The organism is Weissella thailandensis, assembly GCF_001932615.1.
GTDB classification, from domain to species: Bacteria; Bacillota; Bacilli; order Lactobacillales; family Lactobacillaceae; genus Weissella; species Weissella thailandensis.
Genome location: NZ_CP014332.1, coordinates 712,818 through 739,782, shown reverse-complemented (window position 1 = coordinate 739,782; position 26,965 = coordinate 712,818). Strand labels below are relative to the sequence as shown.

Here is a 26,965-nt window from a genome sequence, read left to right as displayed (position 1 = left end):
CAACCTCCTATTGTTGATGCGTCAATTCTAAGACCTGTTCTCCTGGTGTCTTTTGCGCCGTAAAGTAAAAAATTTGTTGTTCAGATGATGCCAGATCTTTCAATACGTTCAACATGGTCTGCCGTCGTTGATTGTCAAAGTCAACAAAGGCATCATCAATCAACAGCGGTAACTGCAAAGCAGCGGCCACAGTTTTAATAAAGGCTAAACGCAATGCCACATACAATTGCTCAGCCGTTCCTTTTGATAACTGATTCACCCCTAGAATCTTCCCATCATCACGAACCACCTTGAGCAACGTCTTCGTTTGCTGAATCATTTGATAATGATTATCGGTCAACCGGCTTAAAATAACCCCTGCCTGCGTCAAAAGATTTGGCAACCGATCAGCAATGGCCGCATTCAATGCCTGCCTAATCCACTCACTACCTAGCCGATCAACAAAATACTGAGTCAATTGTTGATTAACAACGGCTACTTGGTTAGCCACCACCTGTTGCTGATGCTCGATCGTATTATCAGTTTGTAGATTTTGTAATTGTACATTGATTTCAGCCAACTTTTGATTCAACTGATTTTTCTCATCCTGAATACGCTTTAAAATGTGTTGCTGCTCGTCCGCTTCTGGCTGATCATCTGGCTTAACAACAGCTTGCGCAGCTAACTCATGCAAGTCAGCATCTTTTAGTTGTTCTTCAAGCACATTTGCTTCACGCTGCAAATCATTAATATGACGCTGTGCATCGCGTCGTTGCCGCAACATGGCAGCATCTTTCACGCCTAATTCTTGATACAAATCTTGTAAAGTTTGTTGGAGATTAGCGCGTTGTAATTGTTGTTGTCCCATGGTTTCTTGCTTGATATGGATATCAGCAAGTCGCTTGCGGTATTCATCAACAGTTAAGCCTTCACCTAACCAATTTAAAGCTGCTCGCACTTTAACCAATTCTGGCATCATCGCCTGTTGATCATGAATAATTTGATTATTAGACGACATCATATCATTAATATGCTGGATATCCGCCTGGACAGCAAAAATATCGTTGGCTGACATTTGTTGATAGGCAGCTGGTAAATCTTGTGACCCATTCAGTGTTGTTTTTGTTTGTTCTGGTCGGCGACTACCCCACCAACTAATGACTAAGACAAGCACCGCTAACAGCATACCGATCATCCAATGACCCGCCAGCAAAGCACCAATAATAACCACAACACAAATTATTGCCGCTACTATCAACCAGCGATAATCAGAATTTGCTTGCGTCGTTTCTCTTTGACCACCCAAACGAGCTTTTTGTTGCTCTGTTAATAATGGTGGTATCTGTGTCCAATGATATTTTTCCAATAATTCATTTTGAGCCTGGACAGATTTGACTTGTTGTTCAGCCAAAGTTTGTTGCTGCTTTTCTAATTTTTCTAATTGCCGTAAAGCAACGGTCGCTGATTCAACTTGTTGCTTCGTAACCGCTGTCGTTACCATCACTTCATCTAATGCGGCTAATTGTTGCCGGACACGGTCAGCTTTGTCAGCAACCGTTAAATCCAACGATTTACCAGTCGCTTTGACTTGTTGCTTAATCTGCTGCCAACGTCGATACACCGGTACTAAGTGAACCTGTGCTTGTTGGTGACTCATCTGACCTTGGATCTGCTCTTGCCGTTGCTGTAAACTCGTTACCCGCTGACTTAGATGTTGCGCCTCTGCTTGTAACTTATCTAAAGATGGCTGTTGGCGAATCTTATTTTGTAACTGTTGGCGTTGTGTCTTTAAATTTGCCAAAGCTTGGTTGAGCTCACGATGCGCTGTTTTAGTGCTACCAAATTTTGCCGTTGCTGTTTTTTCCCAGCGATTCGCAACTTCTAACCAATTCTGAGCTCCTGGTGTTGCTAACGTCCGCAAGTATGATGCAAAGTCGTCTGGCTTTAGTGAAAAGATATTCATTAAAGCTGCTTGGTCAAAACTAAAAATTGCCAAATATAAGTCACGGTCAACTGGTCCCAATAACTTGGTCAGCATTGCTTCCGGATCAGCAAATTGTTGCCCCGTTGCGACGGCTGTTAAAGTCGTTGCTGTTTGTGTTCTGCCTAAACGCTCCAGCTCGTAAAGTTGACCATCAACTTCAAATTGCATACTACCACCATATGGGCCTTTATTTAATGGCTCATAAGTGTTGATTTTACGACCTTTAGCTTGTGGAAAGCCAAATAACATATCAAATAAAAATTGATGTAAAGTCGTCTTACCGGCTTCATTTAATCCCTGCACAATTTGTAATCCCTGCACAAAATCAAATGTTTGTTCATTAAACTGACCAAAGCCCACAATATGCACTTTTTTAATCCACATGATATTCATCCCCCATCTGTGCCAAGTGCAATTGTGTTTGAACTGCTGTCTGTAGCTCCTGCAATGTCTGTTCATTTAAAAAATGATCTAAAACAGCGACATCCGTCACCTGTTTTAGGCCTAGTTTTTGTAATTGCTCTCGGGTAAATACATCAGCCACGGTTTCTGACCAATAGGTCTCATCAACAGCTGGTAACGGCATCTGCTGGTCTTGCGTTTGTGCCTGAATATCGTAGATAAAGAACATATCAGTAGGCTGAGCTGCTGCCACAAATTGTGCCAATAATTGTTGGTTCACAATGGCTGACAGGACATTGGGGTCTTCAGTAATCAACTCTAACGTAATTAATTCAAACTCATCCTTGGCCGCAAATTGCTCGCGTACATATTGAACAACCGTACTCAAGTCACGATTTGTCCGTAAGCTTGCCGTCACCCAAGTAATTGGCGCCACCGGAGTAAATGTCGGTACTAGTTCATCACCGTCACTTTCTACCATATAATAACCTTTGGCATTAGTTTCAGTTTTATCCAATCCCTGAATACTACCCGAATAACCAATAAATGGCTTAGCTTGCAATGTCTCTCGCACATGAATATGACCTAATGCCCAGTAATCATAATGTTTGTCTTGCAGTGCTTGCAAATTAAACGGGGCATAATTTCCTGAACCGACTTCACCCACCGCACCATGATAAACACCAATATGCCAATCAGCTTGATTAGCTTTCATTGGGAATTGGGCCACTTGGTCAGTCGTAATATGCCGTTGTGTATATGAAAATCCTGAAATTGCTACTGTCTCATGATTTTGGGTCTGTAAATCATACGTAGTCACCGCTTCTGGAAACAGGGTTACATTCTTTGGAAATGTTGGTAACCGTTGCCAATCAACAACATAATCATGGTTACCAAACCCGATATATACCGGAATGTTGGCCGTTGCTAATCTTTCTAATTCTTTGACTAAATCTAATTGTGCGCGCGCATCGGGCGTGGTTGAATCAAATAAGTCACCTGCTAATACCACAAAATCCACTGCAGCAGTAATGGCATCATCCACCAAGCGATGGACGGCAGTTTCGGTTGCAGATTGTAACTTGTCAGTCAACCAATCTGGTGTCACGGATAAACCACCAAATGGATTACCCAGGTGTAAATCGCCTGCATGAATAAATTTCATTTTCCAGCCCCTTTTTGTTTTTAATTTCATTATATGGGAGTTTGACGACAAAAAAAAGAGAACGTTCTAAAAGACGTTAATACAGCAAAACAGGGTGGAACAAAATCACATGTTCCACCCTGTTTATCGCTTAAACGCATTCTAAAAGTCTGAAGCCTTGCGCAACGATTTTTATCTCGCTCTCATTTCTATTATTTAGTCTTGACCGTATAATTCGGCAATTGGCTTGGTAATGATATCGTTGATTTCCATCAACAATTGGTTCAATCCTTTTTCAGCTTCAAGCATCTTCTTTAGAGAATCATATTGCTCCATCTCGTTAGCAATTTCTTGCCAAGCTTTGATTTGATCCTCTGCTGGTTCATTACCTGATTGCACTGCTTGATTGATTTGTGTTTGTGCTTGTTGGAAACGAGCAAAGATAGCCTTAGCTTCTGGCTCAGCTTCGACAGCATCAATGGCATCACGTAATGTCTTATATTGCGCTGTTTCGCGTAAAGTAGTTGCAACTGCGTTAACGTCATCGTAAATATTTATCATAAGTATTTATTCCCCATCTCTTTTAGTTATTCCATTATCTCATATTTTATAGTTATTGTGGTAATAATGATTGAATTCCCGACCAAGCTTTTTGGGCACCACCTTTGACATTACTCCAGGCACTAGAAGCACCATTCTTAATATCATCACCAATACCGGAAATGTTATTAGAAATACCATTCTTCTTATTTGAAGCCCCATTTTTAGTGGCTGACATCTTCGCGCGAACACTTTTGACACCAAAGTTCGTTTGTTTTGTATTTGGCAAAACTTGTTCAAGTGCCGTTTTCATTAACGGACCAGATGTTTGCGACAAATAGGCAGATATCGTATGGTCAGCATCCGTTTCATCATATCCTGTCCATGTCGTCACAACAACATCTGGCGTATAGGCGATTGCCCATGAGTCAGTGGCATTATCACTCGTTGAATTAGTTCCTGAAACTTCAGTTGTTCCTGTTTTACCAGCCACATCATAACCACTCGGATCAGCAGCGGTTCCAGTACCATGCGTATAAACACCCATCATCATTGAAGTCATCTCATTAGCCACCCGCTTTGACCATAGACGCGTATGCTTTTCTTTGGCTTGGGCAATCGTCTTACCAGAAGTATCGACAATTTTAGTAATGAAATGGCTATCACTCATTTGACCCCCATTAGCAAAACTCGTATATGCTTGAGTCAACTCTAATGGTGTGACACCTTTTTTCATACCACCAATTGCTAACGACAAGTTCTTATCAGATTTGGCCAATGGTAAGCCAGCCTTAGTAGCTGCGTTATACCCAGCATTCACACCGATTTGATCAAGCAGCCAAACGGCCGGAATATTGTAAGAATTCTCCAAGGCTTGATACATTGGGATTTTTTCACTGGTATAATCACCATAATTTGAAGGTGAATAACCATTGGTACCAAAGCTCATCTTACTATTCTTCAGGTCAGAATCATATGAGAAACCACGTGACAATGATGGCGCATAATCCGCAATTGGTTTAATCGTCGATCCTGGTGAACGATGTGACTGGGTAGCACGATTGAATCCTCTAAAGACGTGTTCACCACGACCACCAACAACGGCACGGACACCACCAGTTTTCGCATCCATCACCACTGAAGCTGCCTGTGACCCATCACCGATTGGATTTAAGGTCTCATCGTCATAATCATTTTGCAAATTCGTTTGATCTTGTTGGTCCAAAGTTGTGTAAATCTTATACCCATTATTCAAAATATCTTGTTCTTTCAAATCATACTTATTCATTGCTTCATTAATGACGGAATCAAAATAATAAGGATAATTATAATTTGAATTATCAACTTCATGATCGGTAGCGCCTAAGGCAAATTTTGCATTATAGTCTGCTTGCGCTTGCGTCAAATATTTCGTTGACACCATATTTTGAATGACTTGATCACGCCGCTGCTTAGCCGCATCTTCATATGTCAATGGATCATAGCCATTGGGAGATTGTAGCATCCCAATTAGCATCGCACTTTCCGACACCGACAAATCAGCTGCACTCACACCAAAATACTTTTTAGCCGCATCCTGAATACCCCAAACACCATGACCAAAGTAAGCATTGTTTAGATACATTGCCAAGATTTCATGTTTAGAATATTCTTTTTCAACTTGGACTGATAAAAATAATTCACGTGCTTTACGAATAACAGTCTGGTCCTGACTTAGGAAGGCATTTTTTACCAACTGTTGCGTTAAAGTTGACCCTCCAACCGACACATTGCTACCGCGAATTCGGTACCAGATGGTAGTCAATACCCCACGTGTCATTCCACGGACAGAAAAACCATGTTCCTTATAGAAATTACGATCCTCAGTAGCGATAACGGCATTTACCGCATGTGGAGAAATCTCACTAAACTTGACATACGTTCCCTTCTGTCCTGACAGACTACCTGCCTTGTTACCAGAAACATCATAGATTTCAGTGGTTGATTGGAGGCGCTTTTTCAAATCAGACACATCCGTCGTCTTAGCTTCAAAGGTTCCTAGCACACTGATAACTAAAATCAGCGACAGGAATAACGCGATCAGCCAGCGATTGATTTGAAATCTATGCCAAAAAGGGCCAAAAGTTTTTCGCAACCACGCATAGAATGGCTGAAAAAATCGTTGGTGAAACCGAATTAACGGACCAAAAAATTTACGTAACCAATTAGTCACTGGCATCATTTTTTGATGAAACCAATTTTTTAATCCTTTAATATAATCTTTCATATTATTGCTTCCAATTATTAAATTGATCAGCTAAAGCAATTGCCGCCTCAGCTGTCGGCGTAGTGACATAAATTGTATTATGACCAGCTAATGTACCAATCACCTCTGGCATTTCCGCTGCATCAATCATCGCAGCCAAACGATTGCCATTACCTTGCGTCGTCTTTACCACAATCATAAATGACACTGGTGTGACATCGACTGCCATGTCTGAAAAGCCTTGTTCAATTTGATTGCCATCATTAGCAGCCTGATTCGTTGCATCAGCCATCACTTGATATCTCGTTTGACCATTAACATCCGGACGACGTACAATCCGTAGTTCTTTAATGTCACGTGAGACCGTAGCTTGTGTGACTGCAATACCTGCATTTTGCAAACGATGTAAAATTTCTTCTTGAGAATCAATCACATTACGTGCCAAAATTTCAAGAATCATTGCTTGTCGTTCTTGCTTTTTTAAAGCCATGTTTCATTCCTCTTTTTTCACTCAATCATGATGACTGATCGTTACTGCCACCACTGGTACTATTCTATCATAATCGACTATTTCACTTAACTCTGCCTTTAGTAGACAAAATTATCAATCATTATTATAGGTAAAAAAGTCGAAGTTTTCCGATACACGGAATGAACTTCGACCCTTTTAATAGTTAATATATTTTAATTACATTTCTTGTGGTGCTTTTACACCCAACAAACGTAGTGATTCAGTCAAAACATTTGAAACAGCCGTTACTAATGCCAAACGTGCATTTAATTGGTCATCTTCAACCAAGATTTTTGAATTAGCATAGTACTTATTGAAAGTACGGGCCAAATTCAATGCATACTTCGCAATCACTGATGGTTCACGATCACGCCATGCGCGGCGAACAATATCACTAAAGTTTGCAACTAACTTTTCAGTTTCCCAAACTTGTTCATCATCAATTGACAAGTTAGTCAAATCTAACTCAGGCTTACCTGCCTTACGCAAAATTGATTGCGCACGAGCATTTGTATATTGTACATATGGACCAGTATCACCTTCAAAACGAACCACTTCTTCCAACTTGAAATCAAAGTCACCCAGACGTTCATTCATCAAATCATGGAATACAACCGCACCAGTTCCAACTTCATGAGCAACTTCTGCCTTATTAGGTAGATCTGGATTCTTTTCGTCAATTTGAGCAGTTGCCAATTTAACAGAATCAGTCAAAACGTCCTTCAATAGAACAATACGGCCAGAACGTGTTGATAATTTCTTACCATCAACAGTAATCATACCAAATGGGATGTGTTCAATATCATTTGACCACTCGTAACCCATCTTATTCAAGACCGCCTTCAATTGCTTGAAGTGTTCACGCTGTTCACCACCAACCACGTATAGTGACTTAACAAAATTGTAGTTGTTCTTACGGAAAATAGCAGCAGCTAAGTCACGCGTCATGTACAAAGTTGCCCCGTCAGTACGTTGGATCATTGCAACGTTCAATCCTTCGTCTTCCAAATCAACCACTTGTGCACCTTGTGATTCAACAAGTAATTGCTTTTCCTTAAGGGTATCAATCACAGCGTCCATCTTGTCATTATAGAAAGCTTCACCGTTAAATGAATCAAAATCAATATCTAGGTCATTATATAATTCCATGAATTCTTTCAATGATTCTTCACGGAACCATGACCATAGTCCGTGCGCTTCTTCATCACCATCTTCAAGCTTCTTGAACCAGGCACGACCTTCATCGTTCAATTCAGGTTGTGTCTCAGCTTCCTTATGGAAACGTACATAGTACTTTACCAATGTGTTGATTGGGTCAGCTTTCACTTCTTCTTCTGATCCCCAACGCTTATAAGCTGACATCAACTTACCAAATTGTGTTCCCCAATCACCTAAATGATTGATTTTAATTGGTTGATAGCCGTTTGCTTTGGCAATTTCAGCTAAAGAGTTTCCAATAACTGTTGACCGCAAGTGACCCATTGACATTGGCTTAGCAATGTTAGGTGATGACATATCAATTGTCACATGACCCGCTTCACCATCAGTGTTATGACCATAGTCATCTTGACGTAGCACTTCAGCTAATGTTTCAGCACCAAAGTTGGCTTGATCCAAAAAGAAATTAACATAAGGTCCAACAGCCTTGACTTCTTTAAAGCCGTCAGTTGCAATTTCTGACACAATGTTACTTGCAATTTGTTGTGGTGCCATGCGACGTTCTTTGGCTAGTAAAAATGCTGGAAAAGCATAATCACCCATCTTAGTATCCTTAGGCACCTCAATTTTTGAAAGAATCGTTGCTTTATCCAATTCAGGAACAACTGCAGCAATTGTTTCGGCAATTTGATTCTTGTAGTCCATTAAGCTTTGTCTCCTTTGGCATTATCATCCGCTTCATCATCTTCTGATGGACGAGGTGCAGGGTTATCAGTCTTTACTAAGATTTTAGCGTCTGACATACGCAATACTGCACGATGATTATATTCGTTTACGGTTGCATCATCTTCAGGATTATTTTCCGTAATAACCACTAAGACTGAATGCTCATAAATTTTTTCAACGATTCCTTTGAAGTCATGCTCAAAATTAGCAAACTTCTTACCGGTGACGAAATCACCGATATCAAATTCTGATGTATTTTCTGCTGGTTCTTTAGCCATGATAGTTTCCCCTTTACTTTTATAACTGAGGTTTTTTATTTATTAATAGTTGGCCGTAATAACGACAATTCTATAAATTATAACAAATTTCTAGCCTAAAGACTAGAACTCTAATTCGGAAACAATCCGATTTGCCACTGCCCAATCATTTTCATATGGTGTATCGACACCGTCTATCTTTTGATATTCATCCAATCCTTTAGCTGCTAAGACGACAACATCGTCTGAACCAGCTGCCTGGATTGCTGATGCAATCGCTTTTGTACGGTCTAATTCGCGATAGATCGTTACTTTCGGATTAGTGATTGCCGTTTGGATCTCATCAGCAATTTTTGCTGGATCCTCATACTGTGGATCATCACTCGTCAGATAAACAACGTCGGCACCCTCACTAACGGCTTTTCCAATACCAGGACGACGTGAGACACCCTTGTTACCTGGCGCTCCCACAACAATCGTTAATTGATTGACCGATTCATTTTGGCGAACAAACTGCAATAAGGCCGCAATTGACGCATAATTATGGGCATAATCGACGTATATTGTCCCGTGTTCTTTGGTGTTTAAAACCTGCATCCGTCCGGGAACTTTTACCGTTTCGAGCCCTTCGGCCATTGCTGGTGCATCCGCATTAACCAAACGCGTTGCAATCATTGCTGCTAACGCATTACTTTGATTAAAATCACCAGGCATATCTAAAGTATATTCCCCATTAATATGTAAGTGTTCGGCTTGTTGACCCACCTCACGAACTTTAAAGACACTGCCATGTAAGTTGGCATCAGTCGCTTCAAAGTAAACATCCGCTTTGGGAGAATCAGCATCTTCTTGCCCATACAACCAAATACCATCACGAGGAACCGTTAATTCAGCATGTTCGATCAATTCCCCAAAATGATCTGTATCAACATTCAAAACCACCTGTTCTGAATGATCAAATAACATCATTTTGTGTTGGATATAATCTTCAAATGTTGGATGTTCGTTTTCACCAATATGATCTGGACTAATATTTAAGAAAATACCAACATTGAAATGAAGACCATAAACGCGGCGCATTTTAAATGCCTGTGATGATACTTCCATCACCATATGCGTCATACCATTATCAACCGCCTCACGCATCCAACGGAACAAATCTACTGATTCTGGCGTTGTTAAGTGTGCCCGATAATGAGATTCTGGATTATTATCCGTAATAACTTGTAAAGTTGAAGACAACGCAACCTTATCATGTGTATACGCACGCAAAATTTCATATGCCATATACGCCGTTGATGTCTTCCCTTTGGTACCAGTTATACCAATCAAAGCTAAACTATTTTGTGGATATTGGTAATAAGCCATCGCAATAATACTCATGGCCGCTGGTACATCATCTGCTACCCAAGTTGGTAAATTAGTATCATGCTTAAAGTTAGCCGGAGCAACGATTGCAGTAACGCCCTTTTCGATGGCATCGGTTAAGTACGCAGCTTTAAAATTCCCCTTAATAAATAATAAGGTACCTGGTACAACGTCATTTGAATTATAAGCTAAATGTTGTATCTCACCATCGAATTCTGGTGCTGATACTAATAAATCTTGATCAGCTAATAACGTTGTGATGTTATCTGCAGTGAGTGTCATCAAACTTAATCCTCTTTTCTGATTATTCGTTAATTATTTTAATTCGCCAGCTTGTTGTAATTGATTCTTCATTTTAATAGCTGCCCGACCACGATGTGCGTAATGCACACGTGCTGGCATATCAATTTCTGCCAGGGTCAGCCCATTTTCAGTTTCTAACAACTCATCTAATCCATTTCGATTACCACGTGGTGTTTCAGTCAGCATCACACCACCCTTACCCTGTGTGGTATAAATGATATTTTGTGGTGTGATTACCACAAAATCTGCCAACAAATGAGCCTCACGCGATGCACCAGCTGGCAATTGTTGTAGTACATACTGATTAATTTCATCATCGCCACGTAACTGATGGGCCCTAAACTCGCGCATGGTCGTTACCCCAAACTGATCCGGAATGGCCGGGATAAATAGCGCCGAATCATCGGCTAAAACATACTCATCTGGCAATAAATTATGGATCGTTTGCGCTTTGACGAGCGCATTGGCAGCCATATCATCAGTAGTTTCTGGTGGAAACGTTATTTCATCAATCAACTGACGATAATTAATACCTTTTAAACCTAGTACAGCCAGATAACTAACCATTTCGTCAGTTTTATGGGTATTATTTGAGGCAATGACAAATCGTTCCATCATGTTAAATACCGTCCTCCTTTTCGATAGCCCGTAATGTATAAAATGAACCTGTAACCACAATTAATGACTTTGACGACTCACGAACTTGTCGCGCTAACGAAATAGCGGCTGTCGAATCATCAGCAATCTCAACGTCCACATTGCTCATCATCACAATTTTAGCTGCCAACTCATCAGCTGACATCGCATTTTTGGCATCAGGTGTCACCGCAATGATCGTTGATACATAAGGAAGCAATTCATCCAACATATCCATATGATTTTTACCTTTGATCAGGCCCAAAATAACAATCGGCTTAAAAGGTAAATGCCAAGAACGAATAGCGGCAACCAAACTTGAAATACCGTGCGGATTATGAGCACCATCATAAAGAATATTATGGGTGCTATCAAACTCCATCCGGCCCGTGATTTTAACATGCGCTAATGCTTCGGCAACTGTCACATCTGACAAAGTAATTCGCTTATTCTTTAAGATGGTGACGACCTGCAAAACGGTACTTAAATTATTTGCCTGATAAGCACCCGTTAATGATAATTTCAAACCTTCTAATTGGTCGGCATTAACGATCAGCCCTTCTGGTGATGAGCGCATCAATGTAATTTGTGGCTTAGGATACGGATTCCAAACTGCCCCGACTGCTGTTGCTTTATCACGAAGTGTTTTAAAAACTTCAACATCTTGTCCAGGATAATTGACTACTAAACTGCCTGGCTTAATCGCCCCAGCAACATTCTCTGCAATTTTAAGCACATTATGCCCCAGCATGGTCGAATGATCATCGGAAATTTTCGTAATCGCAACAATCAATGGCTTTTCAACGACATTCGTCGCATCCCCAGTACCACCTAAACCAGCCTCAATAATAGCAAAGTGAACTTCTTGTTTCGCAAAATGGCATAGGGCAATCAGAGTCCACATTTCAAATTTTGTTAATGTTTTTTCATCGCCACCGTGATTTTTAATTTCAGTCATAATACGCTTATAGTGAAACATCACTTCTTTTTCACTAATCATCTGACCATTAATCATCACAACTTCACGATCTGACAAAATTGCTGGCGTTGAAAAATGACCCACTCGATAACCGGCAGTCGTTAATATTTTACTCAACATCACACCAGTCGATCCTTTACCGTTTGAGCCAACAATATGAATAACCGACAAACGGCGCTCAGGATGACCAAGCCAATTTAAAATTTCCTTCAACATGCCGACCCGACTATGTTGACTGGGCAATACTTGCCAATCATCACCCAAACTCTTTTCAAATTGTCGATATGTTTCAACAGTGCCCATATGAAAACCAGTCCTTCATCTTTTATGTCGACCAAGCGACTCTCTAAAGCTTTATTTTATCATATATCATTCTTACTCGGCGGCGCATTATTGATAATTATTCGCTAAACGCAGCCATCCCGTAAAAAAAGTACCAAGAAATCCCCACATGGTTTTCCTTAGTACTTATCAAAAACAATTAATCTTCATGTAACGTAATTGGCGTTGCAACTAACGTATTCTCTGCAATATCATCAATGTTTGCAACGATATCAATATGCTGTTTATGGTTAACGAATGTGACTGGGGCATCCCCACCATATTCACCATCTAAATTAATCATAATTTTGTCATTTTTAGTCGATGACACTTCCACTTTTTCAGATTTCACATAAATCAAATTTGGATTATTAACGTGCTTTCCTTTCAGCACTTCGGTAATCAAATTCAAAATCTCAGCAAATTTTGTTGTTTTAACGATCAACAAAGTAAATTTACCATCATCTAACTTAGCATCTGGCACAATTTGCTCAAAACCACCAACGGAATTAGTTAATGCTAAGAAGAACATGGCTGATTTACCATTAAATTCACCATCATCATACTTAACATGGATGTCCATTGGTTTGATGCTGGTCAACATCTCAGCTCCCTTAACGACATAAGCTAAGTAGCCGTACATTGACTTTAACTTAGAAGGCACTGAATATGTTAACTCTGACAATGAACCACCAGCCGCAATATTGATAAAGTACGAATCATTGGCTTGACCAATATCCATCTTGGCTGCCTTCCCCTTCAGGATAACCTTAGCAGCTGCTAAAGGATCCTCACGCGGAATACTCAATGCACGTGCATAATCATTAGTGGTTCCAGCTGGGATAATGGCTAACATTGGCCGCTCATCTAATGGAGCAATCCCGTTAACAACCTCATTAATCGTCCCATCACCACCTGCTGCAATTAACAAGTCAAAACCTGCTTTGGCAGCTCGTTCTGCTTCCATCATGGCAGAGTTTGGTTCAGGAGTTGTTGCATAGGCGCTGGTCTCATAACCGGCTTCTTCATACACAGCCAAAATATCGACCAAGTCACGTCGAATGGCTTCACGTCCAGAAGTTGGATTATAAATAATGCGTGCTCTTTTCATTCTATCTCGCTCCTAAATTTAAATAAAATATATGTATGAAATCAGAGCAGATGAAACTACTCTGATTCCGACAAGAGTATATTACTCTCTTTTTAAACGCGTTCTCAAAAACTGAATCCTCACTACACACCAGATTCAAACTGTTTTTGTTTCCACTCTTTTTACTCAGGTTTACGGGCTTGCAAACCAGCCATCAATAATTTGTTAACAACTGCTGGATTAGCACTACCCTTGGTTTGCTTCATGATTTGTCCAACCAAGAAACCAACGGCACGATCTTTTCCATTATGGAAATCAATAATTGATTGCTCATTATTATCCAAAACTTCATCAATCATTGGTGTCAATACTGCTGGATCAGATAGTTGCTTAAGGCCATTCTTCTCCACAAATTCAACTGGGTCATCACCCTTAGTAATGGCTTTGAAGACCTTCTTGGCCATCTTTGTTGAAATGGTACCATCATCAATCAACTTGATCATGTCAGCTAAGTGAGCTGGTGTTAATGGAGTTGCTTCCAAATCAGCTTGTTGCTCGTTCAAGAAGGCATTAACATCACCCATTAAGTAGTTAGCTGTACGCTTTGGATCCGCACCAAAACTAACGGTTTCATCAAAGAAGTTCGCCATAGCTAGCGTTTGTGTCAAAACTTCTGAATCATAAACTTCCAAACCAAGTTCATCGACATAACGTGCCTTACGGGCCTTAGCTGTCTCTGGCAACTTTGCCCTAACTTCATCAATCCAATCGTCTGTAACGTGGATTGGTGTCAAATCAGGTTCTGGGAAGTAACGATAATCATCCGCTGTTTCCTTAACACGCATTAAGACAGTTTCACCGGTTGCTTCATCAAAGCGACGAGTTTGTTGCTTGATTGTACCACCAGACATGTAAATCTTAGCATGACGGTTTTCTTCAAATGCTAGCGCCTTACGCACATAGTTAAATGAGTTCAAGTTCTTTAACTCGACCTTAGTACCATATTCGCTTGAACCAACTGGACGAATTGAAATATTGGCATCGACACGCATCGAACCTTCTTCCATCTTCACGTCAGAAATACCCGTAAATTGGATAGCTTGACGTAATGCTTCTAGGTAAGCATAGGCTTCATCAGGTGATGAAATATCAGGTGCCCCAACAATTTCAATTAATGGTGTTCCTTGACGGTTTAAGTCGACATAAGAATAACCATCTGTGCCGTGGGTATTCTTTCCAGCATCTTCTTCCACGTGTAGTTCAGTAATACCAACACGCTTCTTTTGACCCTCAAATTCAATCTCTAGCCAACCATTACGACCAATAGGTTGTTGTTGTTGGGTAATTTGGTAAGCTTTGGGATTATCAGGATAGAAATAATTCTTTCGATCCCAGTGCAAATCACGTGTAATGTCGGCATTCAATGCAAGTGATGCCATCATACCATATTCAATGGCACCCTTATTAGCCTGTGGCAAAACCCCAGGATATCCCCAGTCAATAACATTGGTATTGGCATTAGGTTTAGAACCATATTGCACTGGAGAAGGTGACATCGCCTTAGAATTAGTCTTTAACTCAACATGGACTTCTAGTCCGATCGTCGTCTCAAAATTTGGCACTGCCATTAATCCTTACCTCCTGGTACTTTTTCGAATAGACGTGTTGCTTGTTCATAAGCATACGCAGCACGATAAATTGTCTCCTCTTGGTAGCGGTTTGCTATCAATTGCATACCAACTGGCAAGCCATCAACAAAGCCTGCTGGTACTGACATACCTGGCAATCCAGCCATATTAACAGGAATCGTCAAAACATCATTCATGTAAGTGACTTCAGGATCATCTTGGTTAGCACCAAAGTCATAAGCAACATTTGGTGCAGTTGGTGCCGCAATCAAATCATAATCGGCAAAGACTTTTTGGAAATCATCATTCATTAGCGTACGTACTTGTGCAGCCTTCTTGAAGAAAGCATCATATGAACCAGCTGAAAGTGAGTATGTTCCAAGCATAATACGACGCTTGACCTCGTCACCAAAGCCTTGTGTACGTGTTTGTACGTATAGGTCTTCCAAACTTTTGACGTTTTCTGGACGCGTACTATAACGGATACCATCAAAACGTTGCAAGTTTGATGATGCCTCAGCAGAAGCTAAGATATAGTATGCAGCAACACCATATTTTGTATGTGGCAATGAAACTTCATCAACTGTTGCGCCAAGTTCGCGTAATTTATCAATACCGGCACGAACAGTCGTTTTAACACCTTCATCAACACCAGCAGCAAAGTATTCTGTTGGTACGGCAATCTTCAAGCCAGCGATATCGCCATCCAAGTGGGCCGCAAAATCAGGTACAGCTTGGTCTGAAGATGTTTGATCATTGTCATCATGGCCAGACATAGCAGCTAATACAGTAGCGTTATCCTTGACACGACGCGTAAAGACACCGACTTGGTCAAGTGATGACGCAAAGGCAATCACTCCAAAACGTGACACACGACCATATGTTGGTTTCATTCCAACAATCCCATTGAAAGCAGCGGGTTGACGGATTGAACCACCTGTGTCAGTTCCTAGTGCGAATGGTACTTGACCGGCAGCAACTGACACAGCTGATCCACCCGAAGAACCACCAGGGACTTTTGTTTGATCCCAAGCATTCTTAGTTTGCTTATAGTATGATGTTTCAGTTGTTGAGCCCATGGCAAACTCATCCATGTTTAACTTACCAACACCAACGGCGCCTTGTTCACGCAAACGTGAAACGACCGTTGCATCATAAATTGGTTTAAAGTCTTGTAAAATTTTTGATGCGGCAGTTGTCGTCACATCCTTCGTAATCAAGTTATCCTTAATTCCATATGGAATTCCAGATAGTACATTATCTGGATCGATACCTGCTTCATCAATGGCAGCAGCTTCAGCTAAAGCCTTTTCTGACATAGTTGCTAAAAATGCGTCATATTTTGCATCAGTTTGCTCAATATTTGCTAGTGTTTCTTTAACTAAGTCAACTGATGTAATTTCTTTGTTTACTAGTTGTTCATGCAACTTTTCGATATCTGTATGCAAAAAATCCATTAACCTTCAGCTCCCCCATTAAGAATTGCGGGCACTTTAATCAAAGTACCTTGGTGTTCTGGTGCATTGTTCAATAATGCTTCTGATTGTTGTGCGTTAACCGCCACATCATCTCGTAATACTGTTTGCATCTCAGTTACAGAGTATGTTGGTTTCACATTTTCTGTATCCACCTCAGCTAATGTTGTCACAATATCAAATATTTTACCTAAATGATCTGTAAACATATCAGCTTCTGCATCCGTTAAAGCTAACTTTGCTAAGCTAGCCACATGTTCAACTTCTTCACGCGTAATTTGCTCGTTTGCCATGTTAATTCCTTTCATGCTTTAATATAGCTATTTTACCAAAAGTTTTTATATTTAGTATACGTCATCTGATAAATTCGCTTGATTCTCGTGAACAATGAACCTTAGACCCTTCGGATAAAAGTTTTTCATTTGACGGTTGACTAGCTTACCAAAGCCAACCCCATTACCATTTAACTCTAATAAATACCAACCATTTGTTAAATCACCCATAGATGATGGTAGCATGAATGTGTCGCCGTGGACATACTGACGCCATTCTTCATCGTTTAATTGATAGCGCTGCGTAAACGTATCAGGGTGTAAGGCCAAAGCCAAAGCCAAACTAGGCTCAAAGCGCTTCTTCTTAAAAGTTCCCAAATGCAACCCAGCTCGTAATACCTGGATGCCTTTTAATTCTGGCGTGCCAGTTGGTGCTGCATAAAGTTGATCACCAAAAGCTAAAAGAACGCCTGGTTGATAACTTGGTAAGAATTTTTGTTGAAAGTCGTCCCAATATTGTCGCTGATCAGCCGTTAAATTGGTTTTAGCCAATTTAGGTTCCTTAGCTGTTGATTCATCCTCTGGCTGATACTGCAACTTTGCCATGAAGTGCCCTTCACCAGACACGAATTGTGGGAACAAACGCACAGCCTTTACTAACTCAGGATTGCCATCCGCCCATTCTGGGTGACCATCTGACATGCCGTCATGCTTTGGTACATCAACCAAGTGTAAACCAGGATAAGTTGCTAATAACCATGCAATGATTTGTTCGTCTTCTTCAGGAGCGAACGTACATGTTGAGTATACTAGTGTCCCACCTGGCTTTAACATATTCATGGTTTCTACTAGAATCTCTCGCTGACGAGTTGCATTTTCTGCTGGGTAATCCGTATGCCAATAGTTGATTGCCTCAGGGTCTTTACGGAACATCCCCTCACCAGAACAAGGTGCATCTAACACAATGCGATCAAAGTATTGTGAAAATTTCTTTGATAGTTCTTGTGGTGAGTGATTCGTCACCAATGCATTTCGGACCCCGAAACGTTCAATATTTTCGCTTAAAATTTGCGCCCGCTTACGAAAAATTTCATTCGATACCAATAATCCTTGTTGTTGCATAAAAGAGGCCAAGTGCGTTGATCTGCCGCCCGGCGCAGCTGCTAAATCAAGCACCCGCTCACCAGGTTGTGGTTGCGTGATTTCTCCTACTAATTGCGCAGATGGTTCTTGTGAATAAATCACACCCGTTGTGTGATCAACCGAATGACCTTTCGCAACACCAAAGTACCCCCAGTCGCCCCAAGGTACTTGCCCGTTTATTGATGTATCATACAATTGCTGATTAGCTTTTAATGGATTGACTCGAAAAGCCTTCACAACTGGCTGATCAAATGCTGCAAAGAATTCATCTGCATCATCGCCCATTAATTGACGGTACTTCGTCTGATAGTCTTTAGGTAACTCCGCCATTTCATAAACTCCTTGTCCTATATAATAATTTTATTCTACACGTTTTTTTACTATTCAAAAAGGTGTTTTTCAGGCATCGAAAATAAGGACGCTGTAAGAGCACAAAATTACAATCAGCCGTCAACCTGCCCATACTTACTGGGTAGATTGACGGCTGTAAAACATATTTTGCTGCTCTTTTAAATAATTTGCTCTAGGTACTTAGCCAAGCCATCTTGCTCATTAGTATACGAGGTAATATCATTAGCAATCGCCTTTAGAGCTGGATTACCATTTTTCATGACAATGCCATGCGTGGCATAATCAATCATTTCGTAATCATTCATGCCATCACCAAAGGCATAGACATCATCCTTATCAATATCAAAAGCACGTTGCATAATCTGCAATCCTGTATCTTTCGCAACCCCTGCTGGCACCACTTCTAGTACTGGTGAATCAGCACCCCAGGTATTAACTGTCACACGGTCTGCACCGTAACGATTGGTCACATATTCTTGGATAAGCGCTTGATGATCGCTATTTTGTGCTTCAATCAAGATTGAATTGATATTCGTGGTCAAACTTAAACGGTCTAACATGTGGTAAGTGTCAGTCGTTTGCGGAAAGAAAAACGCTTCATTAGGATTTTCCGGTGCTATGCGACTATTAGTCCAAACATCCGCCCGACTTTCAGCAACCACTGATTTGATAGCCATATCAGCCGCATTTTCAATTAAATCGAAAGCAATTTCACGGTCAACTTGGTAAGAATAAGCATGTTCCCACATTTGATTAGGAATTTCACCAAGTGATCCATTGAAATTAATCATTGGGGATTTTAACCCCAGTTGTTGATAAATGTCCATTGACAAACGTACTGGACGTCCCGTAATGATTGCCACGACATGACCAGCTTGTTGCATTTTTTGAATGGTCTGGCGTGTTTTAATAGAAATATTTCCGGCATCATTTAAAGTTGTCCGATCCAAATCAATGCCAACTAATTTACGTCCCATAACTATACCCTCTTTTATTTTCTCTTATTGCCTACAATCTTGATTATTGACATTTACTTACTAGTGACCACTGGTACTAATAATTGGCTATGCTTTGTATCAATTGTATAAGTAATATTTTGATTACCACGTACGGTCATTTCAAAGTCAGTACCATAAATCACGATTCCCAATTGATGACCCGCCGTTAACTGATACAAGGTTGGTTGCAAAGTCAATGTTAAATCAACATATTCATCTGGACGCAAATCATTCACACGCCAAGCATTTTCACGATTTTGCATATTGATATGACCAATCGTGATCATTTTATTAGGTGTTGCTTTTGCCTGTTCAAATTCAACTAACGGCGTTGGCTGCCAATTGACACCACGGTCAATTTGGCTACCCTGTGGTACAGGTTTCTTCGTTAAGCGACTAGCATCACCATAATCCACCAACATCGCACTAACTAACCCCACATTAGTTGACGACTTAATCCTTAATTGCAGCGATACTTCACCATCAATCACTAAATCTTGTTTTTGTTTTGGTTGTGAAAAGATAACACGGGAATGATCAAGCTCATGATTGTCACGATCAATCATTAATGAACGCCAGTGATCATAGTCTTTACTATACGATTCATAGGCGACTTTCGTTTGTCGATCTGTGTAACTAACCGGCGTTTGCACATTTGCTAAGGAAATCTTCGTAGGGGTCGTTGTGCCCCAGCTTTGACGAGTCTCCCAAGTTTCAGGCGTCTGGTTACTTTGCCAAGTCAAATCTGGTAATTGCGCAACAGCATCATTTTCAACGCCATACAGCTTATGGCTCAACCACAGATTCATTTGATCACTAAAGTCTAATGATCGATTATTATTGATATAGATATGTTGTCCTTGATGTAGGTATAATTTCTTAACAACATCAAGTTCTTGTAGTTGTTGATAGAGGCGGAACACTTGTCGTGGCTTCACATTCCAATCGTTCAAGCCGTGAACCATCACAATATCCGCTTTTATATTAGGCACATTTTTTAGATAATTACGCGCATCCCAATAAGTATTATAATTGCCCGTCGTGCGATCCATATCGCTAACGGTTTGCTTTTGGAAGTGCTCCCACTGCGCTTTTGTCCGATGCCAATCACCTGCATCTTGCATCCGTGAGTAGACTAATTCTGCTAAAACATCCATGTCTTCGCCAGGAAAGCTACCAGGCGCAATCACAAGACCATTATCACGGTAATATTGATAATAATCTGAAATAGCTGCTTCAGAAATCACCGTTTCTAGCCCCGCAACACCCGTGGTTGCCACAGCAGTCGCTAAGGTTCCTAAGTATGACTTACCAGTCATCGCCACCTTACCATTTGACCAATGGGCTTTAATTGTCACACCGCTTTGCCGATCAACGAAGGCTTGGCGATTACCTGCTAACCATTCCACAACTGCCTGCATACTAATCACTTGCTCAGGCGAACCAGTATCTTGCATACCATCTGAATAACGAGTCCCGACCCCTGAAGAATATGCCACAGCAAAACCACGAGATAAGAAATAATTATTCAAATCAACATGTGATTTTGGATAGAAAGTCTCAGTCGCTACCGTTGTCTCACCAGTTTGTTCATGGGCGGTCAATTGTTCAGGCTCACTAGGCTCATACGCAATGTCCTCGTATGTTAAATTATTAGGAATTTTGCGTTGTAGTGGTTGATTAACATCGTGCAATTTTTTGTTACTAACCACATCGTTTGTTCCCTGGTAGTAAGGGGATGCCGTAAACAAAGTTGGCACCTTTTGTGCTGTTGTTGGACGAATAATATCGACACGAACAAAGTCTTTTACACCATCTTTATCCGTATCTAAATCTGTTTCAACGTAGACAACTTCCTTAATTAATTGGTTAGTATCAAATGTTGCTAACGCCTTACCATTAAAGAACACTGTCTGATTAGTTGGCTTGAGATATTGATGACTGACTAATTCATCAATAAATTGTAAACCACCTTTGGTATGAGCCGTTAACAGGTCATACCATGCATTTAACACATCCTGAGTTGACCAATCCCCGTCCTTACTAAATAACGGTAATCCAATTCTGTTTACCGCTTGTACGGAATCAGCTAAGTTATAGTCAACAGCCTCTTCAAAATTAAGTAATTGCAAAGCAATAGCATTAAATTCTTGATTAGTGACCTGTTTACTCGTTGCCAAAAAAGCAGCTAAATCTTGTTGTCCGTTGACCATATAATCATCAAACTTTGTTGTCACCGCAGTTGATTGCGCTGCTTGTTCTAACAGTGCTTGTAACAGTGGCACACTCCCCTTTGAAATAGCGGCTTGGATTTTTTCATCATAAAAACCAATCAACGCCAACTCATTAATTTTCTGTTCGAAAGTTCTTTTGATAACCCCAAATTGATTTATTTTCATATTTCACTCTCCATTTCAGTGTTTCCATTATAACAAAGATTAAAACACAGTGAGAACACAAGAGCGTGACACAAGTCGTTTTGAAGTCGGTGTATATCGATGAGTGCGTTATTTTGACTCGTAGCGCAGCGTGTACAAATCGCGTTACATTAATGTTTAAACTTTTTAGCAAAAAGCAGGGATTGGAACAAATTAATCATTCCAAACCCTGCTTGCTATAAATATATTAGTTATCAGTCTATAAACTACTTAATCGTAACGTCAGTCTCGTCACCATCAATCGTCAAGGCTTTGCTTTGATCACCTGTTAGATAATCGTTATCCCCTTGGTCAGCACCGTTAGCATAAATACTACTATCTTGGTTTGCGACCTTAATGCCTGGTAGATGGCTTTCACGCAAGACAACTTCTTGATTATCACCCTGCACATGACTAGCTTGTTTCAACGTTAAATTGCGTGCCTTCAAATAGGCATCCCCGCTGTCCACATGCAACGTATCCGCTGTGACATCTTGTAAACGGTAATTACCAGCATCGCCTTGCATATTAATCTTTTGGGCGGTCAATTTCGTCAAACGGACACCACCATAATTATTATGAACTGTCACATTCTTGGCGGACACATCTTGTGTTTTCACACCACTACCTTCAGTGTTAATGTTTAAGTCATCCAAATTAACCTTATACGGAACTGTCACAACAGCAGTCTGATCTGATTCTTTAAAACCAAAAACTGAATTTTTGGGTTCACGTAAGGCCAACTTCAATTCATTATTAACAGTACTTAAATCAGCGTTGCCATCAAGATACTTACCTGATACTTGCCATTGGTCACCCCGAACGATTCTTACGTATGAATTAGCGCCACTATCAATCGTTACTTTTTTAAAATCTTTATTATTAAACGTTTTGTTAAGACTGTGTGTTTCGACAATTTTGGGACCGTTATCCCAAGTAAATGACGTCTTAGCACCGGTTGATAGTCCAGTAATCACCAAGGCACCACCAACAAGCATCATACTACCACCAGCCATGAGTGTTGTTTTTAATCCCATTTTATTGTGCCTCCTTTACGTGATTTTTACCTAAATAGCGATGACCAATCCACTTCACAAATTGTACCAACATTTCAAATAACCAACGGGTCAAGCGCCAAACGATTGGTGCAAAGAAAACAACTAGACCAGTTAACAATAAGCCACCACCGATAAATAGTAATCCAGTTGGCACAGACTGCCACAATAAAATAATACCGTTAACGAAGGCAAACAGACCACCAGCTAAAGTTCCGATAATCCCAACATAGATACCAAAGATAATTGCTAGGAAACCAATAAAGGCACCAATTAGTGCGAGCACTAATCCAATTGCCACGGGAATTAAAATTGGCGACGCAAACAACCCCAAAACAATTAACCAGATTAAGGTCACGCGGTTTTTTGTTCGTTTGCTAGTTGGCATATCTTCATCTGCTACTTCATCACTTTCAATGAAATATTCAATTTTTAATGAGCGCGCAAATTGCTTTGGTGAACCATACTTTTCTTTAACTTCTTCCATCGTATAGCCAGCATCTAACATTTGCTCTTCGTAAAACTGTAGTAACTCTTCACGTTCATCAGCAGGAATATCACTCAAATATGATCTAACTGCTGTTAAATATTCTTTAATCATCACTTTCCTCCAATAATGAATCCACTGCCCCACGGAAATCTACCCATGCTTGACTGATTTCATTTAAATGGTTCACACCTACTTCAGTAATGTGGTAATAACGCCGATTGCGACCTTCAAATGGCTTATCATATGTTTCTAAATAGCCATCACGTTTTAATCGTCTTAAAACAGGGTACATCGTTGATTCACTGACGCCCAATAATTCTTGCATCGCCTTAGTAATAACATAACCATATGTATCTTCCTTGGTTAATACGGCCAATACAGAACCATCGAGTACCACCGTTGGTACTTGAATATTCATGGCTTGTTCTCCTTATTTCTCAATGTTATATATTGTATACCATTATATTATATGACGTATAATGGTATGTCAACAATAAAGATTATAATAATTGCCCTTTAAAGAAAAAAGCAACCAAATTCATGAAGAATTCAGCTGCTTAATGTTTAAGCTATTCAATTAAATAATTCTGCTATTAGCACCATGTAACAACTAACCAAATTAACCCTTCATTTCAAGACTAAAAAGATAAGAAGTTATTTTTATACTACCAATGTAATAACGACACTTATTGTTCTTTTTTTCGGTAATTTTTTGACTGATTTTGACATGGAAACAATCGATCATGAGACCCCACCCGAATACCAATCAACACTAATTCATTTTTGTCAATCGTATAAACCACCAAAACATCATTGATATCATTTGGTATTTTACTTTTTGGCGTATCTCGCAAATGAAATTCTTTATAACCAGTCATTTGCCGTCGCAGTTCATGGTCATCAAACTCCGAGGGCAATTGTTGCTGTTCCAATAATAAATCAATCGCTGCACGCACTTCATCAACAATTGTCTTATCAAGACTAGCTAACCGTTTTAGGTCGGCATTAAAGGTGGCACGTGGTTTAAATTTCAACTTTTTCATGCTTTAAATTGATCCCAATATTCATCACTTGACGCAACAATATCATCATCTGGTAACTCATGACGTTGAATTAATTGGTCACGTGCAACAGCGTATTCTAGTGAGCCTTCTTTAGCTCTTAAGGCTCTTTCTAACCATGTCATTTTTTCTTGTGAAATAACCGCAACTGCCCGACTATTCGAACGAGCAACATAAACTGTTTCTTCCTCATTATTCACTTTATCTAAATACTCTTTAAGATTCGCGCGAAAATCACTTTGAGTTAATGCTAATGTCATATCGCCGTCCTCCTTTTGTACTTAATATTGTACATCATTAAGTACAAATTACCAACTAATAAATACTGACCATTTTAGTATCATAATCTAAACATACTAAAAAAGCACTGTTGCTTGCGCACAGTGCTTTCAATAATGGCCTAAATTATTAATCGTTCTCCTTAAATTTACCCATAAAACCTAAAACAATTAACATTAGTACCCAAAATATGACAGAAACACTAACAGCATTAATAATGCTTTGCTCATAACCTATTAAATTAGTAAAAAAATAATACGAAAAACCAAATATTAATGTTTCTAAAACAAGGCGTAAAAATTCACGCACCCATTTCAATATGCATAACAACTTTGTTTTTGGGACCATGCTGTTGGTCAATGTATTGTAATATCTTTGATTCTGCTTTAGAATCTGAAGTTAATTCAGCAAGACAGTCATGTAAGTCAAAATTATTGTGGACCATAATTGAAATACCACCTCCTCACAAATCTACAAAAAAGTAGCTGAATTCTTTAAAGAATTCAGCCACTTGATTTATAGTTTATTTAATTAAATCATTTTATGCCAAATTTAATTAGCTTCATTAACTAATTAACCAAACATCTGTCCAAGAATTTGGAAGACTAATTGGATATTCAATCCTGTCAAAACAACAAAGACAATCCATGCTAACCATGTCATCCACTTTGAGTTGGCGAATTCTTCACCCATAACCTTCTTTGAAGATGTGAACGCAATTAATGGTGCCATCGCAAATGGCAAAGCAACTGACAAGAAGACTTGAGAATAAACAAGTAATTGATCAAGCTTTCCTTCATCACCACCATAAATTAACGTAAAGGCAACAACTGGAATCAAAGCCAAACCACGAGTAATCACACGACGTAGCCACATTGGCACCTTCAAGTGTAAGAAACCAGTCATGATAACTTCACCAGTCAACGTTCCAGTAATTGTTGAATTTTGTCCTGATGCTAGCAAAGCAACCGCAAATAACGTTGACAATACTGGTGATGCAATGGCACCAGCAATTGAACTATCACCTAGCGCATTATACATTTGACCGAAAGTACCAACTTGATCCCCATGTCCGAAGAACAATGATGCCCCCAAAATCAATAGGAATGAATTAATAACAAAGGCTAATGACAATTGGATATTTGAATCCCAAGCCATAAAACGAACACCCTCTTTTAACTCTTCCTTGTTTTCACGACTCACTTGACGTGTTTGTGAAATTGATGAGTGCAAGTATAGGTTGTGTGGCATAACCGTCGCACCAATAATACCTAAGGTCATGACCAATGGTGAATCAGCACCATGAATACCGTGTGTGCTAACTGTTTGTAATTGTGGTAAGTAACCACCAAACAAAGCTGCTAAGTTAGGATTTGATGAAACTACTAGATAACCGAAAATAAATAAAATAGTTAAAATAAGTGTTACAACAATTGCTTCGATCTTTCGGAATCCAAAACGCATTAGTAACAATAGCAACACAACATCCAATGCTGTCGTTAACACAGAAGCAATCATTGACCAGCCGAACAACAAATGCAACGCAATCGCACCACCGATAACCTCGGCAATATCCGTTGCCATCAAGGCCAACTCACTAATAATCCAAAGGATGATACCACCGGTCTTGTTGGTACGGTTACGAGTCGCTTGAGCTAAGTCTTCATGCTTAACCATTCCCAACTTACCAGCCATGTATTGTAGCATCATTGCAATCAATGATGAAATCAAGACAACTGAAAGTAATGTGTAGTGGTACGTTGCTCCACCAGTTACAGAAGTGACCCAGTTACCAGGATCCATATACCCAACGGCAACTAATGCCCCTGGTCCTGAAAATGCCCACAGTTTTCTCCAAAAAGAGCCACCTTTTGGTACAGATACAGAACCATTGATATCACCTAAACTATCATCCGCAGCTGCATCTTGTACCAGCCCTTTGTTTTTTGTCACTTCTTTTTCAGTCATGACAACCTCCCATAATACGTAATATGCCGTAATAAGGTCAGTCCCAGTGTACTATTTACTTTTGTATATAGTGCTAAGTAGAATTCATAAAGAATTTCGTTCAACTTGGTTGTTGAAAGCTTATGACTTATACTTAACCGGGGCGCTCCTTACCCGTCGACAATATACTACTCGCTTACGACCCC

24 protein-coding genes are annotated in these 26,965 nt (G+C 40.0%); all 24 read right to left on the bottom strand.

Annotated features, from left to right (window positions below; genetic code table 11):
- Positions 1-7: 7 nt before the first annotated feature.
- On the bottom strand, positions 8-2,347 hold the full coding sequence (locus FOL01_RS03630; protein ID WP_075269383.1) for an ATP-binding protein: 2,340 nt from the start codon (positions 2,345-2,347) through the stop codon (positions 8-10).
- Positions 2,337-3,530, bottom strand: a complete 1,194-nt coding sequence (locus FOL01_RS03625) for a metallophosphoesterase family protein (RefSeq protein WP_075269382.1) — start codon at positions 3,528-3,530, stop codon at positions 2,337-2,339. Before FOL01_RS03625 ends, FOL01_RS03630 begins: the two co-directional genes overlap by 11 nt.
- Positions 3,531-3,725: 195 nt before the next feature.
- Positions 3,726-4,070 (bottom strand): YlbF family regulator, encoded by a 345-nt coding sequence (locus FOL01_RS03620; RefSeq protein WP_075269381.1) that lies wholly within the window; start codon positions 4,068-4,070, stop codon positions 3,726-3,728.
- A 52-nt stretch (positions 4,071-4,122) separates the two neighbouring features.
- Positions 4,123-6,315 carry a transglycosylase domain-containing protein gene (locus tag FOL01_RS03615; RefSeq protein WP_156834985.1) on the bottom strand — a complete coding sequence of 731 codons (2,193 nt, stop codon included), beginning with the start codon at positions 6,313-6,315 and terminating at the stop codon, positions 4,123-4,125.
- A 1-nt stretch (position 6,316) separates the two neighbouring features.
- Positions 6,317-6,784, bottom strand: coding sequence for an arginine repressor (locus FOL01_RS03610; protein ID WP_075269380.1), 468 nt, complete (start codon positions 6,782-6,784; stop codon positions 6,317-6,319).
- A 198-nt stretch (positions 6,785-6,982) separates the two neighbouring features.
- Positions 6,983-8,668, bottom strand: coding sequence for an arginine--tRNA ligase (gene argS, locus FOL01_RS03605; RefSeq protein WP_075269379.1), 1,686 nt, complete (start codon positions 8,666-8,668; stop codon positions 6,983-6,985).
- On the bottom strand, positions 8,668-8,967 hold the full coding sequence (locus FOL01_RS03600; RefSeq protein WP_075269378.1) for a DUF2187 domain-containing protein: 300 nt from the start codon (positions 8,965-8,967) through the stop codon (positions 8,668-8,670). Before FOL01_RS03600 ends, argS begins: the two co-directional genes overlap by 1 nt.
- 102 nt (positions 8,968-9,069) lie before the next feature.
- Entirely contained in the window at positions 9,070-10,596 is a 1,527-nt protein-coding gene (locus FOL01_RS03595; RefSeq protein WP_075269377.1) for a UDP-N-acetylmuramoyl-L-alanyl-D-glutamate--2,6-diaminopimelate ligase, read from the bottom strand.
- 33 nt (positions 10,597-10,629) lie between these two features.
- Positions 10,630-11,235 (bottom strand): non-canonical purine NTP pyrophosphatase, encoded by a 606-nt coding sequence (locus tag FOL01_RS03590; protein WP_075269376.1) that lies wholly within the window; start codon positions 11,233-11,235, stop codon positions 10,630-10,632.
- Position 11,236: 1 nt separating this feature from the next.
- The gene (locus tag FOL01_RS03585) at positions 11,237-12,535 is read right to left on the bottom strand and encodes a bifunctional folylpolyglutamate synthase/dihydrofolate synthase (protein WP_075269375.1); all 1,299 of its coding nucleotides are present in this window, start codon (positions 12,533-12,535) and stop codon (positions 11,237-11,239) included.
- Positions 12,536-12,713: 178 nt separating this feature from the next.
- Positions 12,714-13,664, bottom strand: coding sequence for a diacylglycerol kinase (locus FOL01_RS03580; protein WP_075269374.1), 951 nt, complete (start codon positions 13,662-13,664; stop codon positions 12,714-12,716).
- A gap of 161 nt (positions 13,665-13,825) precedes the next feature.
- Complete coding sequence (gatB, locus tag FOL01_RS03575; protein WP_075269373.1) at positions 13,826-15,271, bottom strand: Asp-tRNA(Asn)/Glu-tRNA(Gln) amidotransferase subunit GatB; 1,446 nt, start codon at positions 15,269-15,271, stop codon at positions 13,826-13,828.
- Positions 15,271-16,728, bottom strand: coding sequence for an Asp-tRNA(Asn)/Glu-tRNA(Gln) amidotransferase subunit GatA (gene gatA, locus FOL01_RS03570; RefSeq protein ID WP_075269372.1), 1,458 nt, complete (start codon positions 16,726-16,728; stop codon positions 15,271-15,273). Before gatA ends, gatB begins: the two co-directional genes overlap by 1 nt.
- A complete protein-coding gene (gene gatC / locus FOL01_RS03565) occupies positions 16,728-17,039 on the bottom strand; it encodes an Asp-tRNA(Asn)/Glu-tRNA(Gln) amidotransferase subunit GatC (protein WP_075269371.1) in 312 nt (103 codons plus the stop codon). Before gatC ends, gatA begins: the two co-directional genes overlap by 1 nt.
- Positions 17,040-17,090: 51 nt before the next feature.
- Complete coding sequence (locus FOL01_RS03560) at positions 17,091-18,491, bottom strand: RsmF rRNA methyltransferase first C-terminal domain-containing protein (protein ID WP_075269370.1); 1,401 nt, start codon at positions 18,489-18,491, stop codon at positions 17,091-17,093.
- A gap of 179 nt (positions 18,492-18,670) precedes the next feature.
- Positions 18,671-19,489: a Cof-type HAD-IIB family hydrolase gene (locus FOL01_RS03555; protein ID WP_075269369.1), complete on the bottom strand. Its 819-nt coding sequence runs from the start codon at positions 19,487-19,489 to the stop codon at positions 18,671-18,673.
- A 53-nt stretch (positions 19,490-19,542) separates the two neighbouring features.
- On the bottom strand, positions 19,543-21,909 hold the full coding sequence (locus FOL01_RS03550) for a Xaa-Pro dipeptidyl-peptidase (RefSeq protein WP_075269368.1): 2,367 nt from the start codon (positions 21,907-21,909) through the stop codon (positions 19,543-19,545).
- A 245-nt stretch (positions 21,910-22,154) separates the two neighbouring features.
- Positions 22,155-22,964, bottom strand: coding sequence for a DUF4097 family beta strand repeat-containing protein (locus FOL01_RS03545; RefSeq protein WP_075269367.1), 810 nt, complete (start codon positions 22,962-22,964; stop codon positions 22,155-22,157).
- Position 22,965: 1 nt separating this feature from the next.
- The gene (locus FOL01_RS03540) at positions 22,966-23,583 is read right to left on the bottom strand and encodes a DUF1700 domain-containing protein (RefSeq protein WP_083603418.1); all 618 of its coding nucleotides are present in this window, start codon (positions 23,581-23,583) and stop codon (positions 22,966-22,968) included.
- Entirely contained in the window at positions 23,576-23,890 is a 315-nt protein-coding gene (locus FOL01_RS03535; protein WP_075269366.1) for a PadR family transcriptional regulator, read from the bottom strand. Before FOL01_RS03535 ends, FOL01_RS03540 begins: the two co-directional genes overlap by 8 nt.
- 268 nt (positions 23,891-24,158) lie before the next feature.
- A complete protein-coding gene (locus FOL01_RS03530; protein ID WP_075269365.1) occupies positions 24,159-24,515 on the bottom strand; it encodes a type II toxin-antitoxin system YafQ family toxin in 357 nt (118 codons plus the stop codon).
- Entirely contained in the window at positions 24,512-24,793 is a 282-nt protein-coding gene (locus FOL01_RS03525) for a type II toxin-antitoxin system prevent-host-death family antitoxin (RefSeq protein WP_075269364.1), read from the bottom strand. The genes FOL01_RS03530 and FOL01_RS03525 overlap by 4 nt, the downstream gene beginning before the upstream one ends.
- Before the next feature lie 320 nt (positions 24,794-25,113).
- Positions 25,114-25,257, bottom strand: coding sequence for a hypothetical protein (locus FOL01_RS11010; RefSeq protein ID WP_156834983.1), 144 nt, complete (start codon positions 25,255-25,257; stop codon positions 25,114-25,116).
- 128 nt (positions 25,258-25,385) lie between these two features.
- On the bottom strand, positions 25,386-26,780 hold the full coding sequence (locus tag FOL01_RS03520) for an Nramp family divalent metal transporter (RefSeq protein ID WP_075269363.1): 1,395 nt from the start codon (positions 26,778-26,780) through the stop codon (positions 25,386-25,388).
- Positions 26,781-26,965: the final 185 nt, after the last annotated feature.